This is a genomic window from Streptomyces axinellae (genome assembly GCF_039532135.1).
In the GTDB taxonomy this organism is placed as follows: Bacteria; Actinomycetota; Actinomycetes; order Streptomycetales; family Streptomycetaceae; genus Streptomyces; species Streptomyces axinellae.
In genome coordinates, this window is the sequence record NZ_BAAARJ010000005.1 from 346,124 (window position 1) to 362,463 (window position 16,340).

15 protein-coding genes are annotated in these 16,340 nt (G+C 72.1%); 7 read left to right on the top strand and 8 right to left on the bottom strand.

Annotated features, from left to right (window positions below; translation table 11 throughout):
- Positions 1-377: 377 nt before the first annotated feature.
- Positions 378-2,024: a threonine/serine exporter family protein gene (locus tag ABD339_RS09925; RefSeq protein WP_344564459.1), complete on the top strand. Its 1,647-nt coding sequence runs from the start codon at positions 378-380 to the stop codon at positions 2,022-2,024.
- Positions 2,025-2,131: 107 nt separating this feature from the next.
- Here the strand turns inward: ABD339_RS09925 and ABD339_RS09930 are convergent, their stop codons facing one another.
- Complete coding sequence (locus ABD339_RS09930) at positions 2,132-2,626, bottom strand: inorganic diphosphatase (RefSeq protein WP_344564292.1); 495 nt, start codon at positions 2,624-2,626, stop codon at positions 2,132-2,134.
- A gap of 154 nt (positions 2,627-2,780) precedes the next feature.
- On the opposite strand from ABD339_RS09930, the gene dacB reads away from it, so the two are divergent.
- The 6 genes from dacB (at position 2,781) to folE (ending at position 10,788) form a co-directional block, all read left to right on the top strand.
- On the top strand, positions 2,781-4,406 hold the full coding sequence (dacB, locus tag ABD339_RS09935) for a D-alanyl-D-alanine carboxypeptidase/D-alanyl-D-alanine endopeptidase (RefSeq protein WP_344564294.1): 1,626 nt from the start codon (positions 2,781-2,783) through the stop codon (positions 4,404-4,406).
- 112 nt (positions 4,407-4,518) lie between these two features.
- Entirely contained in the window at positions 4,519-5,667 is a 1,149-nt protein-coding gene (locus tag ABD339_RS09940; protein ID WP_344564296.1) for a zinc-dependent metalloprotease, read from the top strand.
- A gap of 211 nt (positions 5,668-5,878) precedes the next feature.
- Positions 5,879-7,165, top strand: coding sequence for a tRNA lysidine(34) synthetase TilS (gene tilS, locus ABD339_RS09945; RefSeq protein ID WP_344564298.1), 1,287 nt, complete (start codon positions 5,879-5,881; stop codon positions 7,163-7,165).
- 99 nt (positions 7,166-7,264) lie between these two features.
- The gene (gene hpt / locus ABD339_RS09950; protein WP_344564460.1) at positions 7,265-7,804 is read left to right on the top strand and encodes a hypoxanthine phosphoribosyltransferase; all 540 of its coding nucleotides are present in this window, start codon (positions 7,265-7,267) and stop codon (positions 7,802-7,804) included.
- 242 nt (positions 7,805-8,046) lie between these two features.
- The gene (gene ftsH, locus ABD339_RS09955) at positions 8,047-10,065 is read left to right on the top strand and encodes an ATP-dependent zinc metalloprotease FtsH (protein WP_344564300.1); all 2,019 of its coding nucleotides are present in this window, start codon (positions 8,047-8,049) and stop codon (positions 10,063-10,065) included.
- 117 nt (positions 10,066-10,182) lie between these two features.
- A complete protein-coding gene (folE, locus tag ABD339_RS09960) occupies positions 10,183-10,788 on the top strand; it encodes a GTP cyclohydrolase I FolE (protein WP_344564304.1) in 606 nt (201 codons plus the stop codon).
- A 67-nt stretch (positions 10,789-10,855) separates the two neighbouring features.
- Here the strand turns inward: folE and ABD339_RS09965 are convergent, their stop codons facing one another.
- From ABD339_RS09965 to ABD339_RS09995, 7 genes are all read right to left on the bottom strand, one after another.
- The gene (locus ABD339_RS09965; RefSeq protein WP_344564306.1) at positions 10,856-11,344 is read right to left on the bottom strand and encodes a DUF3180 domain-containing protein; all 489 of its coding nucleotides are present in this window, start codon (positions 11,342-11,344) and stop codon (positions 10,856-10,858) included.
- Between the two features lie 70 nt (positions 11,345-11,414).
- Entirely contained in the window at positions 11,415-12,011 is a 597-nt protein-coding gene (folK, locus tag ABD339_RS09970) for a 2-amino-4-hydroxy-6-hydroxymethyldihydropteridine diphosphokinase (protein ID WP_344564308.1), read from the bottom strand.
- A complete protein-coding gene (gene folB / locus ABD339_RS09975; protein WP_344564310.1) occupies positions 12,008-12,367 on the bottom strand; it encodes a dihydroneopterin aldolase in 360 nt (119 codons plus the stop codon). The genes folK and folB overlap by 4 nt, the downstream gene beginning before the upstream one ends.
- Positions 12,368-12,645: 278 nt before the next feature.
- A complete protein-coding gene (locus ABD339_RS09980; protein ID WP_344564312.1) occupies positions 12,646-13,236 on the bottom strand; it encodes a nuclear transport factor 2 family protein in 591 nt (196 codons plus the stop codon).
- Positions 13,233-14,201: a dihydropteroate synthase gene (gene folP / locus ABD339_RS09985; RefSeq protein WP_344564314.1), complete on the bottom strand. Its 969-nt coding sequence runs from the start codon at positions 14,199-14,201 to the stop codon at positions 13,233-13,235. The genes ABD339_RS09980 and folP overlap by 4 nt, the downstream gene beginning before the upstream one ends.
- 161 nt (positions 14,202-14,362) lie before the next feature.
- Positions 14,363-15,748: a PH domain-containing protein gene (locus tag ABD339_RS09990; protein ID WP_344564316.1), complete on the bottom strand. Its 1,386-nt coding sequence runs from the start codon at positions 15,746-15,748 to the stop codon at positions 14,363-14,365.
- Positions 15,745-16,338: a PH domain-containing protein gene (locus ABD339_RS09995; RefSeq protein WP_344564318.1), complete on the bottom strand. Its 594-nt coding sequence runs from the start codon at positions 16,336-16,338 to the stop codon at positions 15,745-15,747. The genes ABD339_RS09990 and ABD339_RS09995 overlap by 4 nt, the downstream gene beginning before the upstream one ends.
- Positions 16,339-16,340: the final 2 nt, after the last annotated feature.

Consider the following 16,340-nt stretch of genomic DNA (forward strand, 5'->3'; position numbering starts at 1 on the left):
GTGGGGGCTCACGTCGCGCCCCTCTGCGGCGCATCGCGGCGCAGAGGGGCGCGTTGCGCTGCACGGCTGCATCTGGCGTGCTGGGGCGTGACGGGAATCCGCGCCGGGGACGGTATGTGCGAAGTATGACTATTCGCGCATGCCGTCCCCTGCCGCGTTCAACCCCCGACTCACATCCGTCACCTGACTTCCTTTTAATCCCTCTGTTCAGGGGGACCTTTGGGGGGACCTTGGGAGAACACGGCGCTCCACTGTGAGGTATCACGCTTCCGCCAGGTGGAACCAGCTCCGCTGGACACCGCGTGGAGGGTGTGGCACTGCTGGAGACTTGAGGCTTACCGCGCTTAAGGCGCAAGAGTGTGAGGAGCGGACAGAACGTGGTGGGGCAGCCCAGAGGAAACGGCGACGCCGCAGAGCAGGGGGAAGAACCGGAGGACAAGCCGCACTCCGACGAGGCGCGCAGCGCGTTCACCCCACCGCTGGGCGTACCGCTCCCGCCCGTACCGGAGGACGAGCAGCCCACCTCCGAGTTCGCCGTCCCCGAGGGGCTCGTCGCGCCCCAGCCCTACGAGCCGGGCAGTGCCTTCACCCCGCCGGAGGGCATCCCCGTCATCGGACCGCTGGCCAAGCCGGGCTCGCCCTGGCAGGACCGGATGCGCACCATGGTGCGGATGCCGCTGGCCGAGCGGCCCGTCCCCGAGCGTGCCGCGCGCTCGGAGGACGTGGACACCGGGCCCTCCGCTCCCCGCGTCCTCGACCTCATCCTGCGTATCGGCGAGCTGCTGCTGGCCGGGGGAGAGGGCGCCGAGGACGTGGAGGCCGCCATGTTCGGCGTCGCCCACGCCTACGGCCTGGACCGCACCGAGCCCACCGTCACCTTCACGCTGCTGTCCATCACCCACCAGCCCTCGCTGGTGGACGACCCGGTGACGCTCAGCAGGACGGTGCGCAGGCGCGGCACCGACTACACGCGCCTCGCCTCCGTCTTCGGCCTCGTCGCCGACATCACCCAGGGCGACGTCACGCTGGAGGAGGCGTACCGGCGCCTGGCCGAGATGCGCCGTAACCGGCACCCCTTCTCCAAAGGCGCGCTCACCGTGGCCAGCGGCGCGCTGTCGGGTGCGGCGTCGCTGCTGGTCGGCGGTGACGCGCTGGTGTTCGTGCTGGCCGCGCTCGGTGCGATGCTCGGCGACCGGCTGGCCTGGCTGTGCGCGGGGCGCGGGCTGCCCGAGTTCTACCAGTTCGCCGCCGCCGCGATGCCGCCCGCCGCCATAGGGGTCACCGTCGCGCTGCTCTACCAGGTCAACGACTCACGCCTCCAGGCGTCCGCCGTCATCACCGGCGGCCTCTTCGCGCTGATCCCGGGGCGGGCGCTGGTCGCGGCCGTGCACGACGGGCTGACCGGCTTCTACATCACCGCCGCCGCCCGCCTGCTGGAGGTCATCTACCTGATCGTCGGGATCGTCTGCGGCGTGCTGCTGGTCCTGTACGTCGGTGCCAAGCTGGACGCCAAGCTGACCCCCGACGTCGTGCACCACGCCAGCCGCCCGGTCACCCAGCTGTTCGCCGCGATGCTGCTGGCGCTGGCCTTCTGCGTGCTGCTCCAGCAGGAACGTCACACCGTCTTGCTGGCCACCCTCAACGGGGGAGTGGCCTGGCTGATCTACGGGGCGCTGACCATGGCGAAGGTGCCGCCGGTGCCGGCCACCGTGGTGGCCGCCGGGCTGGTCGGCCTCTTCGGCCAGCTCCTGTCCCGCTACCAGTTCTCCTCCTCGCTGCCCTACATCACGGCGGCCATCGGGCCGCTGCTGCCGGGCAGCGCGACGTACTTCGGGCTGCTCAACATCGCCCAGGAAGACGTCAACAAAGGCTTCGAACACCTGGCCACGGCGGGCGCGCTGGCCCTCGCCATCGCCATCGGGGTCAACCTCGGCGGAGAACTGGCCCGCCTGTTCATCAAGACCCCCGGCCAGGAGACCCCGCTGCCGGGCCGCCGCGCGGCCAAGCGGACCCGCGGCTTCTGACGACTTTCCGCCGCCCCTGACGACTTTCCGCCGCGACGGCGGGTGCCATCGGATGGCACCCGCCGTCGCGGCGGAACGAATAACGAGCGGGCCGGACCGGCGAGGTCTCAGTGACCGCCGCCCTCGGCGGCCAGCCGCTTCACCGAAGCCTCGACCTCGGCCTCGGCCTCCGCACGCCCCACCCAGTTCGCGCCCTCGACCGACTTGCCGGGCTCCAGGTCCTTGTAGACCTCGAAGAAGTGCTGGATCTCCAGCCGGTCGAACTCGCTGACGTGGTGGATGTCGCGCAGGTGCTCCATGCGCGGGTCCGAGGAGGGCACGCACAGCAGCTTGTCGTCGCCGCCGGCCTCGTCGGTCATCCGGAACATCCCGATGGCCCGGCACTTGATGATGCAGCCCGGGAACGTCGGCTCCTCCAGCAGCACCAGAGCGTCGAGCGGGTCACCGTCCTCGCCCAGGGTGCCGTCGACGAAGCCGTAGTCCGCCGGGTACACGGTCGAGGTGAACAGGTGACGGTCGAGCCGGATGCGGCCGGTCTCGTGGTCCACCTCGTACTTGTTCCGCGAACCCTTCGGGATCTCGATGGTGACGTCGAACTCCACAGGGAGGCTCCTCCGTATAGATCATCAATAGATCAGCACTCGCGTGCCCTGGGGGCCGTCCCCCAGAAGAACTCCAGTCTGGTGATTAAGTGTCCCCCACGCACATGTGTGCTCGCGAAAGGGGCTGGTCGGGGTGCCGAACACCGCATCGAAGGTGCGAGACACCGCGAACCGGGCGTATCGCGCGGCTGCGCGGTCGGCGGGAGCGGCACGCCGCCGCGCCGGGGCGGCGGCACGCTCCGCCGACACCGCCATACGCGGGATCCCGGGACACTGGCGGGAGGCCGGGCCGCAGCAGCGGCAGACCATACGCCTGGCGGCGGGCGCCGCCGCCGTCGGTCTCGTGGTCGCGCTGACGACCGTGGCCGCCACGGGCCCCTGGGACGGGGGGCAGCGTACGGCGGAGCGCGTCTGGGCGGCCGGCCAGGGGCCCGGCGGCCCCGGCGAGGAGGACCGCTCCGGGCTCACCGCCCCCCAGGTCCTCGCCCAGGCGGGCCCCCTCCCCGGTACGGGCGCCACCACCGGTACCAAGGGAGTCGGCAACGGCGAAGGCGGCGCCCCGGACGGCAGCGCCGGGGGCTCCCGGCGGGCCGCCAAGGTGCCGCCGCCCACCGCCTCGGCCCTCGCCGACACCCTCGAACCCCTGCTCGACGATCAGTCGCTCGGCGCCGTACAGCACGCCTCCGTCGTCGATGCCGTCACCGGCCGGCAGCTGTTCGCCCAGGGCGCCGGCCAGACCGCGACCCCCGCCTCCACCATCAAGCTGGCCACCGCCGTCGCCGCGCTGACCGCCGCCGGCGAGAACCACCGCGTCGCCACCCGCGTCGTCGGCAAGGGCGACCGCGTCACGCTCGTCGGTGGCGGCGATCCCACGCTCACCAAGGGCGCGCTCGCCGACCTGGCCGAGGAGACCGCCCGCACCCTCCGCAAGCGCGGCGTGCGCGAGGTCACGCTCACCTACGACCTCAGCCGCTACACCGGCACCCGGCAGCACCCCATCGGCCCGAACGAGAACCTGGCCCTGGTCACCCCGCTGATGCTCAACGAGGGCCGGCTCGACAAGAGCGACCACGGCCCCGCGGCCCGCACCCCCGACCCGTCCGGCCAGGCCGCCCAGGAGTTCGCCGACCGGCTCAGCCGCGCCGGCGTGCGGACGACCGGCCCGGCCGAGTCCGGCCAAGCCCCCGGCTCGGCCCGCTCGCTGGCCGTCCACAAGTCACCCACCCTCAGCGCCCTGGTCGAGCGGATGCTCACCAACAGCGACAACGACATCGCCGAGGCACTCGCCCGCCAGACCGCGCTGGCCAAGGGCGAGCCCGCCAGTTTCAAGGGCGCGGGCCGCGCCGTGAGGAGCACCCTCAAGCGGCTCGGCCTGCCGCTGAAGGGCACCGTCTTCGCCGACGGCAGCGGCCTGGACCGCGCCGACCGCGTCTCGCCCGCGCTGCTCACCCAGCTCCTGGTCCGCGCCGGGGCCCCGGAGGAGCCCGCGCTGCGGCCGGTGCTCACCGGCCTCCCGGTCGCCGGGTTCACCGGCACCCTCGACGCCCGCTACGGCGGCGAGCGCGGCGCGCCGGGCGCGGGCCTGGTCCGGGCCAAGACAGGCACTCTGACCGGCGTGAACACCCTGGCCGGCACCGTCGTGGACGCCGACGGCCGGATGCTGTCCTTCGCCTTCATGACCAGCGGCACCACCGATCCGGCAGCCGCGCAGAACTCCCTGGACCGCCTGGCCTCCACCCTGGCCAACTGCGGCTGCCGCGACTCACCCTCCGCCGGCTGACCGCCCCCGCCCGCACCCTCCGGGACCGGCCCGGAGCCGGACGGCCCCCGGGGAGAGCCGGTGGTACCCCGGTCTCCTCCCGTACGGAGCACACTGCACGTACGGTGAAGGAATGACGAGCCTCGGTGGTGTGGAGATGGTCGACTGGAAACTCGCGGTCGCGACCGCGACCCGGCTCGTGCGGCCGGGGCCCGAAGTCAGCAGGGAAGAGGCGCGCGGCATCGTCGCCGAACTGCGGCGGCACGCCAAGGCGTCCGAGGAGCACGTCCGCGAGTTCACCCGCCTGAGCGCGGCCGGCCCCGAGGGCAGGGACACACCCGTCCTGGTCGTGGACCGGCCCGGTTGGGTGCGTGCCAACGTCGCCGGCTTCCGCGAACTGCTCTCGCCGCTGCTCAGCAAGGTCGAGGAGCGCCGCGCCACGGTGCCCGGCGGCGCGGTGATCGGCGCCGTCGGCGGCAAGGTCACCGGCGTCGAGGTCGGGATGCTGCTCTCGTTCCTGTCCTCGCGCGTCCTGGGCCAGTACGAGACGTTCGCCCCGGCCACCCGCGAGCTGCCCGGGGGCGCCGAGGGCGGCGGCCGGCTGCTGCTGGTGGCGCCCAACATCGTGCACGTCGAGCGCGAACTGGAAGTGGACCCGCACGACTTCCGGCTGTGGGTGTGCCTGCACGAGGAGACCCACCGCACCCAGTTCACGGCCGTGCCCTGGCTGCGCGACCACATCCGGATGGAGATCCAGTCCTTCCTGGAGCAGACCGACATCGACCCCTCCACCTTCCTGGAGCGCCTGCGCGAGGCCGCCCAGTCCCTGACCGGCAACAAGCCGGGCGAGGCCCCCGCGGGAGAGGAGGCGGCGGCGCGCGAGGAGCGCGGCAGCATCGTCGAGTTGGTGCAGACCCCGGCCCAGCGCGAGATCCTGAGCCGGCTGACCGCGGTGATGTCCCTGCTGGAGGGCCACGCCGACTACGTCATGGACGGGGTGGGGCCGCAGGTCGTGCCCTCGGTCTCGGAGATCCGCGAGAAGTTCCAAAAGCGCCGCGCCAGCGGCGCCGGCCGTCTCGACCAGGCACTGCGCAAGCTGCTGGGCCTCGACGCCAAGCTGCGGCAGTACCGCGACGGCGAGCGCTTCGTGCGCGCGGTGGTGGACGAGGTCGGCATGGACGGCTTCAACCGGGTGTGGACCTCACCGAACACGCTCCCGACGAAGGCGGAGATCGCCAAACCCGGGGAGTGGGTCGCGAGGGTGCACCGAAAGGCCGACTGAGGCTACCGGGAGCCTCGCCATTCACCCTTCTGAGGGACCGTGAGGGCGGGGTACGCGTGCGATGCTCGGGGAACACGGCTCGTCTCTGTCACCATCCTCATACACAGCGTGATAAGACCAGCTGCAAGTCCCCCCGCAGAACCCCGCAAACCCCCGCAGATCTGCGGACCCCGCATCGACGCAGATCACTTGACGAGGATGTGAATCGGACATGGGTCCCCACCCCGCGGTCGCCGCGATACGCCTGGCGGTCCGCCGCACACTCCACGACGTGCTCAGCGCACATGTGACGGCAGCCCCCCAGCCGGCCCTCTCCCTCCCCGCCCCCGAATCCCCCGGCGCCGCGCCCCTCCCCGCGCCCACCGCCACCCCCGCCCCCCTCACTCCTCCCCCTCCCGTCTCCCCCCGCACGCGGCCCACCGCGCCCTCCCCCCGTGCCCGGCCGGCCGTGCCCTCCGGCGCGCCGCTCGTGCTTGTCGCCTGCTCGGGCGGCGCCGACTCCATGGCGCTCGCCTCCGCGCTCGCCTTCGAAGCCCCCCGCCTCGGTCTGCGCGCCGGCGGGGTCACCGTCGATCACGGCCTCCAGCCCGGCTCGGCCGAGCGCGCCCAGGACGTCGCCGACCGCCTCGCGGAGCTGGGCCTGAGCCCCGTCGAGTCCGTCGCCGTACGCGTGGGCCGTACGAACACCGGCCCCGAGGCCGCCGCGCGCGACGCCCGCTACCGCGCCCTCGACGAGGCCGCCGAGCGGCTCGGCGCCGCCGCGGTACTGCTCGGGCACACCCGCGACGACCAGGCGGAGACCGTGCTGCTCGGCCTCGCCCGCGGCTCGGGCATCCGTTCCCTGTCCGGCATGGCCGCGGTCTCCGGCCCCCGGGGCCGCTACCGGCGCCCCTTCCTGGGCGTGGACCGGCAATCCACCCGCAAGGCGTGCATGGTCCAGTCGCTCCCCGTCTGGGACGACCCGCACAACGCCGACCCCGCCTACACCCGCTCCCGCGTACGCCACGAGGCGCTGCCCGCGCTGGAGAAGGCCCTCGGCAAGGGCGTCGTCGAGGCCCTCGCCCGTACCGCACAGCTCTCCCGCGACGACGCGGACGCACTGGACGCGTGGACGGAGGACGCCGAGCGCACGGTGCTGCACCCGGCACCCTCCCCCGAGAGCCCCGCCTCCGGCCCGGGTCCGAACCGAGGCACCCCGGGGTCCCGGGGTGGTGCGCCGGGCGCCGCATCCGGTGGCGCCCCCGGTCTGCGCAGGGAGTTGGACACCGCGCGGCTGTACGCGCTGCCCCCCGCCGTGCGGCGGCGCGTGCTGCGGCGGGCGGCGATCGAGGCGGGCGCTCCGGCCGGCTCCCTGTTCGCCCGGCACATCGAGGAGATGGACCGGCTGATCACCGCGTGGCGCGGTCAGCGGGCCCTCAACCTCCCCGGGCGTGTAGAGGCCAGCAGGCAGGGTGGCAGACTGGTCATCCGGCATGGCTCACCGAACGACCGGCACTGACCGGCACCGGCCGGCGGCACGTCGCACGACGGCCGCCCGGCCTCTCCGGTGGGGCTGAGACCTCGACGAGCGAGAGCGGCACGGGTGGACGAGAAAGACATGGGCACCGACCTTCAGTCGGTGCTGGTCAGCAAGGAAGAGATCGACGCGAAGCTGGCGGAGCTGGCCGCGAAGATCGACGCTGAGTACGCGGGGAAGGACCTCTTGCTCGTCGGCGTCCTCAAGGGCGCCGTCATGGTCATGGCGGACTTGGCGCGGGCACTGTCGAACCCGGTGACGATGGACTGGATGGCGGTGTCCTCCTACGGCGCCGGCACCCAGTCCTCCGGAGTGGTGCGCATCCTCAAGGACCTGGACACCGACATCCAGGGCAAGCATGTGCTGATCGTCGAGGACATCATCGACTCGGGTCTGACCCTCTCGTGGCTGCTGTCCAACCTGGGCTCGCGCGAGCCCGCCTCCTTGAACGTGTGCACGCTGCTGCGCAAGCCGGACGCCGCCAAGGTGGCGATCGACGTGAAGTGGGTGGGCTTCGACATCCCCAACGAGTTCGTGGTCGGCTACGGACTCGACTACGGCGAGCGGTACCGCAACCTGCCCTTCGTGGGCACGCTGGCACCGCACGTCTACGGCGGCTGACAGGCGGCCGGGCCATCCGGCGCACAGCGGTACGCCGAACGGTTCACCGAACCGGTCGGCGCAACGGCCCGCACGCGCTTGCGGAGCGGGAACACTGGGCCGGGCCCCCACGTTGGAGCTTCGGAGGGCGGTGTGGTTAACCGTCCTCGGCGGCGCCGGGTGACAATGCTGGGGTACCGTCCGAAGGTCAGGCTTTTCAACTCACTGTGGCAGGAGGGACGGGGCGCACGCGCTCCGTATGGATGGACGTGAAGCGATACTTCCGCGGGCCGGTCATGTGGATCGTGCTGGCCGTCCTTGCCGTGGTCGTGTTGATGCAGGTCGTCGGCTCGTCCGGCGGCTTCAAGACGGTGGACACCGGCCAGGTCGTACAGGCGATCCGACAAGACAAGGTGAAGTCCGCCGAGCTCACCACGGGCGACGAACAGATCGTCAAACTGGAGCTCAAGGACGGCGCCAAGGTCGAGGACAGCGACAAGATCAAGGCGAGCTACATCGACGACCAGGGCGTCGACATCGCCAAGGAACTTCAGCAGAAGTACGACCAGAAGGAGATCCCCAAGGGCTACACGGTCGCGCCGCAGAAGCAGAACCCGTTCGTCGGGATGCTGCTCTCGCTGCTGCCGTTCGTCCTGATCATCGTCGTCTTCCTGTTCCTGATGAATCAGATGCAGGGCGGCGGCTCCCGGGTCATGAACTTCGGGAAGTCCAAGGCCAAGCTCATCACCAAGGACACTCCCAAGACGACCTTCTCCGACGTGGCGGGGTCCGACGAGGCCGTCGAGGAACTGCACGAGATCAAGGAGTTCCTCCAGGAGCCGGCGAAGTTCCAGGCCGTCGGCGCCAAGATTCCCAAGGGTGTGCTGCTCTACGGCCCGCCCGGCACCGGTAAGACCCTGCTGGCCCGCGCGGTCGCGGGCGAGGCGGGCGTCCCGTTCTACTCGATCTCCGGCTCCGACTTCGTCGAGATGTTCGTCGGTGTGGGCGCCTCCCGGGTGCGCGACCTGTTCGAGCAGGCCAAGGCGAACGCCCCGGCGATCGTCTTCGTCGATGAGATCGACGCCGTCGGCCGCCACCGCGGCGCCGGCATGGGCGGTGGCCACGACGAGCGCGAGCAGACGCTCAACCAGCTGCTGGTCGAGATGGACGGCTTCGATGTGAAGGGCGGCGTCATCCTGATCGCCGCCACCAACCGGCCCGACATCCTGGACCCCGCGCTGCTGCGTCCGGGCCGCTTCGACCGCCAGATCGCGGTGGACCGTCCCGACATGCAGGGCCGTCTGGAGATCCTCAAGGTTCACCAGAAGGGGAAGCCGATGGCTTCCGACGTGGACCTGAGCGCGGTCGCCCGGCGGACGCCCGGATTCACCGGTGCCGACCTGAGCAACGTGCTGAACGAGGCGGCGCTGCTCACCGCGCGCGGTGACCAGAAGCTGATCGACAACAAGTACCTGGACGAGGCGATCGACCGCGTCGTGGCGGGCCCGCAGAAGCGGACCCGGATCATGAGCGACAAGGAGAAGAAGATCACCGCGTACCACGAGGGCGGTCACGCCCTGGTCGCGGCGGCCTCACCGAACTCCGACCCCGTTCACAAGATCACGATCTTGTCGAGAGGCCGCGCACTGGGCTACACGATGGTGCTGCCGGACGAGGACAAGTACTCCACGACGAGAAACGAGATGCTCGACCAGCTCGCCTACATGATGGGCGGCCGGGCGGCCGAGGAGCTGGTCTTCCACGACCCGACCACGGGCGCGGCCAACGACATCGAGAAGGCGACCGCCACGGCCCGCGCGATGGTCACGCAGTACGGCATGACCGAGCGGCTCGGGGCGATCAAGTTCGGCTCCGACCAGTCCGAGCCCTTCCTGGGCAAGGAGATGGGCCACCAGCGCGACTACTCCGAGGAGGTCGCCGGGCTGGTGGACGAGGAGGTCAAGAAGCTGATCGAGACGGCGCACAACGAAGCCTGGGAAATCCTGGTGGAGAACCGCGACGTCCTCGACAACCTCGTCCTGGCCCTGCTGGAGAAGGAGACGCTGAACAAGGAGGAGATCGCCGAGATCTTCAACCCGATCGTGAAGCGTCCCGCCAGGCCCGCCTGGACCGGCTCCTCGCGCCGTACCCCCTCCACCCGGCCGCCGGTCTCGGCCCCGCCGGCCGCCCTGACGAACGGCTCCACGCCGTCGCTGGGCAAGGAGATCGGGCCCCGTGACTCGGATGCCATCGTCGAGCCGGTGGACCCGGACAACGGGTAGTCGGCAGCCGCAGCACGGCGGGCCGGGCCGTACCCCGGAATGTCAGCCGCGTCCCTCGGGTTCTAGCCTCTGAGGGGCGCGGCTTTCCGCTGTGTACGTATGAGGATCGAGGAACACATGACCGACCCGGTGACCCTGGAGGGCGAGACCCCGATAGGTGAGTTCGACGAGAAGCGGGCCGCGAACGCGGTACGGGAACTGTTGATCGCGGTCGGTGAGGACCCGGACCGGGAAGGACTCGTGGAGACGCCCGCGCGGGTGGCGCGTGCGTACCGGGAAATGTTCGCCGGGCTGCGGCAACGGCCGGAGGACGTGCTGACGACCACCTTCGACCTCGGTCACGACGAAATGGTCCTGGTGAAGGACATCGAGGTCGTCAGTCAGTGCGAGCACCACCTGCTGCCCTTCCACGGAGTGGCACACGTCGGTTACATCCCGGCGACCAGTGGCAAGATCACTGGCTTGTCGAAGCTGGCCCGCCTTGTGGATGTCTTCGCCCGCCGCCCGCAGGTCCAGGAGAGGCTCACCACCCAGATCGCGGACTCGCTGATGAAGATTCTGGAGCCCAGGGGTGTGATCGTCGTCATCGAATGCGAACACATGTGCATGTCTGTGCGGGGCGTGCGCAAGCCCGGTGCCCAGACGACGACCTCCGCCGTCCGCGGCCAGCTCAGGGATGCCACCACCCGGTCCGAGGCCATGAGCTTGATACTCGCCAAGTGACGCGGGCCTGGAGCCCCACCCGCGCCTTCTGGCGCCCGGTCACCTCATGGGCGCAGGGTGAGGCGGGTCACGCTCTCGCCGCCGGAGGGAGGTCGTCGTCATCGTCGTCCGGGAGGCGGCAGACGCGTTCGAGGAAGACCGCTGCCGCTATGACGGCGATGCCGCCGGCCACGGCGAGGCCCGCGTAGAGGGCCTGGTCGGTTCTGGCCGGGATGTCGGAGCGTTCGATCAGCAGGAACAGGCCCGTGCCGCCGTACATGCCCGAGACCAGCGCCGCCACCAGTGCGCTGGCCTGGCCGAACAGGAGGGCGCGGGCCGCCATCATCGGATCGACCCCCTTCGCGCCCGGCACCCGTTCGCGCTGCGCCTTCAGCCGGGAGCGCAGCGACAGGGCCGTGGCCAGCAGCACGGCGGCGATCGCGCCCAGCACGATCGGGGCCGCGACCGGGACGCTCGGCAGGGTGCCGAGCGAGTCCCAGAGCCTCGCTCCGCCCCACGAGAGCACCCCGGCGACCACGAAGAGGGCCGCCAGGGTGCGGATACGGAGTTCTTTCACAGAGCTTCACCTCGCGGGGCGGTGGGTCCGGGACGGCACCCGGAAAAGAGCGGCACGGGGCACCCAACGCTTACGCGGGCAGGCTGAGTTCCAGGTCCTGGCGCACGGTGACGCCTTCCGTGCCGAGCGAGGCGAGCAGCTGCTCGACCGGGCCGTGCCCCGGCACCTCGGCCGCCGGGTCCACATCGCGCCAGGGTGCCAGCACGAAGGCCCGCTCGTGGGCTCGCGGGTGCGGGAGGGTCAGCTTCGGGTCGTCGGAGACGACGCCCTGGTAGGCGACGATGTCCACGTCGATGGGGCGGGGGCCCCAGCGCTCGTCCCTGACGCGTTCGAGTGCCTCTTCGATGGCGTGGCCGCGCTCCAGGAGCGAGTCGGGCGGCAGGGTCGTCTTGACGACCACGACCGCGTTGAAGTAGGTGGGCTGACTGCCCGGGTCCACGCCCCACGGTTCGGTCTCGTAGACCGGTGAGACGGCCTTGACCTTCAGCCCGGGGGTGTCGGCGAGGGCGTCGATCGCGCTCTGGAGGGATTCCAGCCGGTTCCCGAGGTTGCTGCCGAGGGAGATGACGGCGCGTTGGGGGTTGTGCAGGGTCGCATCGGCCGCATCCACCTGCTGCACCACCGAGGCGGGCACCGGCTGTACGGTCGGGTCACTGTTCGGCGTCATGCGCGGCTCCGCTTGATAGTGATGGTCACGTCTTCGAACGGCACGGTGATCGGGGCGTCCGGCTTGTGCACGACCACCTCGACCTCCCTTACGGCCTCATGTCGCAGACAGGTGTCCGCGATCCGCTGGGCGAGCGTCTCGATCAGATCGACCGGCTCGCCCTCGACGACCGCGACGACTTCCTCCGCCACGATGCCGTAGTGCACGGTCTTGGCCAGGTCGTCGCCGTCGGCGGCCGGACGGGTGTCGAGACCCATGTCCAGGTCGACGACGAAGATCTGCCCCTCTTCGCGTTCCCTGGCGAACACCCCGTGATGCCCGCGCGCCTTGAGGCCGCGCAGTGCGACGCGGTCCATGTGCGTCACTCCCGTCGGTCGTGTGGACACGGCGCCGCTGGTCGCGCCACCGAATCGAATCTACCTGCGAGCCCCCGGCCACCCGGCCGAGGGGCCCGCGAGGAGGCTCTCCCGTCGCCCGGCAGGAGCACTTGAGAGCCCTGGCCGGGCCGCCGGGGGGCCGCCGTCCGGCGGCTTGCGCCGCCGCATACCCCACAGCACCGATTGCCACGCGCACATTCCGCGCCACATGCCACCAACGGGTGGGACTGCCCCGCACCGAGGCGACTCGGCAGCCCTCAGATGTCGATATCGCCCTGGCCGAGGTCGGTTTCGTCCTCGCCGTCCTCATCGTCCTCGTCGTCGCGTTCCACCAGTACGGGTGAGCCGTGGTGCGACCACAGCTTCCACTCGTTCTCGCCGGTACGCCGGAAGACGTTGGTGGCCACCACGAGGCCGCCCACCAGCGGGCCGGCGGAGCCGTCCTCCTCGGCCGGGCCGCCGCTGAGGATGTTCTCCGTGCAGCTGACCAGCGCGGTGTCGCCCAGGACGGAGATCTCGGTGTCGGTGAGGAAGAACTGGACGTACTCGGTGTTCGCCATGATCAGCGCGTAGGAGTGCAGCACCTCGCCGCGGCCGGTGAGCACGGGCCAGCCGGGGTGGACGACGCTGACGCCGCCGTGGCTCCCGGCCCCGTCGGTGCTCTCGGTGTCGGCGGTGTCGGTGGTGTCGGCGGTGTCGGTGGGCCCGGCGGCGGCGGGGCTCTCTCCGGCCTCGCCCTCCTCCAGCCACAGCGCCGAAAGCGCCTCCAGGTCGCCTCGCTCGACCGCCTCGTACAGCGCGGTGTTGGCGGCCTCGACCGCCTCGATGTCCGTACGGGCGCTGCTCACTCGGGTGCCTCTGTGTCCTCGGTTCGGGGGGTTTCGGGACGGTGGGGGGCGTGGGAGCTGTGGGAGGTTTCGGGGCCGTGGGGGGCGCCGGCGTCGTGCGGTGGGGCCGCTTCCTCGATGGCGCGGGCCACGCGGACGGCGTCGGCGCTGGCCCGTACCTCGTGGACGCGGACGGCCCAGGCGCCCTCGCGGGCCGCGAGGGCCGAGACGGCCGCTGTCGCCGCGTCGCGCTCACGGGCGGGCGGCGGCGTGGTGCCGTGCTCGTGGGCCAGCACCCGGCCCAGGAAGCGCTTCCTGGAGGCGGCGACCAGCAGCGGGCGGGACAGCTCGGTACGCAGGCGGGCCAGAGCTGCTACGAGCGCCAGGTCGTGCTCGGCGCGCTTGGCGAAGCCCAGGCCCGGGTCCACGACGATCCGGGCGGGTGCGATCCCGCCCCCGACGGCGCGGTCCACCGCGTCCCGCAACTCGCTGACCACCTCGCCTACGACGTCCGTGTAGACAGCGCGATTGTTCATGTCGATGCTCTGGCCGCGCCAGTGCATCACCACGAACGGAACCTCAGCTTCGGCGACTGCCGGGACCATCTCGGGGTCGGCGAGACCCCCGCTCACATCGTTGACCAGCACGGCACCGGCGGCCACGGCGCGGGCCGCGACCGAGGCGCGCATGGTATCGACGCTGACCACGGCGCCCTCCGCGGCCAGGCCCCGCACGACGGGCAGGACGCGGCGCAGCTCCTCCGCCTCGCTCACCCGGGCGGCTCCCGGGCGGGTGGACTCGCCGCCCACATCGACCAGATCGGCGCCCTGCGCCACCAGATCGAGCCCGTGTTTGACCGCGCCCTCGGTGTCGAACCAGCGCCCTCCGTCCGAGAACGAGTCGGGCGTCACATTCACCACACCCATCACGGCGCAACGGTCCCATTCGGGGAGCCCGTCCACTCGGCCACGCGTCCTCGCACTCATGCGCCCAGCGTAGGGGTACGGGACGAAAGGGGCGGCCGTGGGCGCTGCCGGGCCGCTCCTCGCCGTCGGAGCGGGTCCGCAGTCACCGGTCACCGGTCACCGGTCATCGGTCACCGGTTCACCGTCGGCCGGGGCCGGGGCCGAGAGCGGGGCCGCCGCCGTCACGTCAGCCAGCGGTCGGGGGCGGCGGTGCGGCGGCCCGCGCGGGAGCGCTCCGCCTGGGCGTGCACGAGGGCGCGCGCCTCCGTCACGTCGCGCAGCCGGGCGCACGCTTTGCCGTTCGCGCCGTGGTCGAGGCAGACGTCGGCCAGAGCGTGCCGCCGCTCCCAGGGGCCCTGGGTGAGCCGCACGCTCTGCACCTTGGCGTGCGGCACCAGTGTGGTGCTGCGCTTCAACAGCCCCTCGCGGGTGACGAAGACCTCTGGTGTCACCCCGTGCGCGTAGCCGCGGCGCACCACGGGGGCGCACCAGCGCGCCCGGCGCGGGGCCGGTGCGGCCGAGGCGAGGGCCTCGTCGAGGACGACGCCGGGCAGCACGCGGGAGAGCACGGTGGCGGCCTCGCCCCACTCGGCCACCGGCAGGAGCAGACCGTCGTGCTCCGCGTCCTTGCCCGCGCCCGCGATCCGCAGATCGACGCGGACCCAGCCGCGCCGCCGCCACAGCAGCGGCTCGACGATGCGTACGGCCTGGACCCGGCCGGGCGGCACGGTGGCGTGCCGGCGGTCCAGGAGCCCGGAGTCCAGGCGGAGGCCGTCGGGGGACTCGGCGACCGTCCAGTCCCACTCGCGCACCACGCGGCCGGCCCCGGTGGTCCAGAAGCCGCCGGCCAGTGGGAGCAGCGCGGCCAGCGCGGGCCACACGCTGCCGGCGCCGAGGTAGACGCCCGCGGGCACGACGAACAGCGCGGCCAGCATGCCCCATGCGCCGCCTGTCAGCAGCACGCTGACGATCAGCGTGCGCGGCCGGAGGCGCAGCAGGTCTCGCGAGGGGGCCTCGCCCGCCTCGGGCGCGTCCTCGGGCGCCATCCCGGCGGCGCGGGCCAGCAGTTCGGCGCGCAGTGCCACGGCCTCGGCCTCACCGAGGTAGGCCAGTTCGTCCTTGGACTCGGTGCCCACCGCGTCCAGCTTCAGCTTGGCGACGCCGACGAGCCGGGCGAGCAGCGGGCGGGAGACGTCCACGGCCTGGATGCGGTCGAGCCGGATGTGCGCCGCACGGCGGAAGAACAGGCCGGTGTGGATGCGCAGTTCGGTGTCGGTGACCAGGTAGCTGGTGCACCACCAGGACAGGAAGCCGTAGGCGGCGGCCACCGGCAACAGCGCGGCCAGCCCCAGCAGCACCCACCCGGCGGTCAGGCGTTCGGACCACTCGCGGGCCCGCTCGAAGTCGTGCGCGCAGAAGGCGAGCAGCGCGGCCAGCGGCGCCCAAGCCCGGCGCCAGGGCGTGACGGGATGCAGTCTGCTGCCCTCGGGGCGGCGGGGGAGGAAGCGCGGGCCGGCGGCGGACGGCCCCGGGGGCGCCGGGCTCGCGGCGCCCGGTCCGGGCTTCACAGGCCCGCCGAGCGGGCCTCGCCCAGCTCGGTCAGCCGGTCGCGGAGCCGTTCGGCCTCGGCCGGGGACAGTCCGGGTATGGAGGCGTCCGTGGTGGCGGCGGCGGTGTGGAGCTGGAGGGTGGCCAGGCCGTAGCGCCGCTCCAGCGGGCCCGAGGTGACCTCGACCAGTTGCATCCGTCCATACGGCACCACCGTCGTCTCCTGCCACAGCACACCGCGCGAGATGAGCAGATCGCCCCCGGACTCCGTCCGGGAGGTGCCCCCAGCGCGCTCCGTGTACCGCCACGAGCGCCAGTTACGGGCCAGTGCGCCCCAGCCCCAGACGGCGACGACGAGCGGAACCAGCGCGAACAGCGCCCACGCCGGCCCCACGGTGAACACCGGCACCACACCGAGCACGACCGCAAGCGGCAGCAGCACGCTCACCAGCACGAGCCTGCGCAGCGACAGCAGCGCCCTCTCGACACCCCGCCACCCCGCGTCCGGGCCCCCGCTGCCCTCGCCCTGCCCGCCGTCGCCCTGTCCACCGTTGCCCCGCCCGCCGTCGCCCTGCCTGCCGTCGGCGTCGGGAGGTGTTCCCCTGGTCATGC

Coding starts and splice junctions, on each gene's coding strand:
- folE (WP_344564304.1), top strand. CDS start 10,183: ATGACCGACCCGGTGACCCTGGAGGGCGAGACCCCGATAGGTGAGTTC.
- ABD339_RS09940 (WP_344564296.1), top strand. CDS start 4,519: ATGACGAGCCTCGGTGGTGTGGAGATGGTCGACTGGAAACTCGCGGTC.
- folP (WP_344564314.1), bottom strand. CDS start 14,201: ATGAGTGCGAGGACGCGTGGCCGAGTGGACGGGCTCCCCGAATGGGAC.
- folK (WP_344564308.1), bottom strand. CDS start 12,011: ATGACGCCGAACAGTGACCCGACCGTACAGCCGGTGCCCGCCTCGGTG.
- hpt (WP_344564460.1), top strand. CDS start 7,265: ATGGGCACCGACCTTCAGTCGGTGCTGGTCAGCAAGGAAGAGATCGAC.
- ftsH (WP_344564300.1), top strand. CDS start 8,047: ATGGACGTGAAGCGATACTTCCGCGGGCCGGTCATGTGGATCGTGCTG.
- tilS (WP_344564298.1), top strand. CDS start 5,879: ATGGGTCCCCACCCCGCGGTCGCCGCGATACGCCTGGCGGTCCGCCGC.
- folB (WP_344564310.1), bottom strand. CDS start 12,367: ATGGACCGCGTCGCACTGCGCGGCCTCAAGGCGCGCGGGCATCACGGG.
- ABD339_RS09995 (WP_344564318.1), bottom strand. CDS start 16,338: ATGACCAGGGGAACACCTCCCGACGCCGACGGCAGGCAGGGCGACGGC.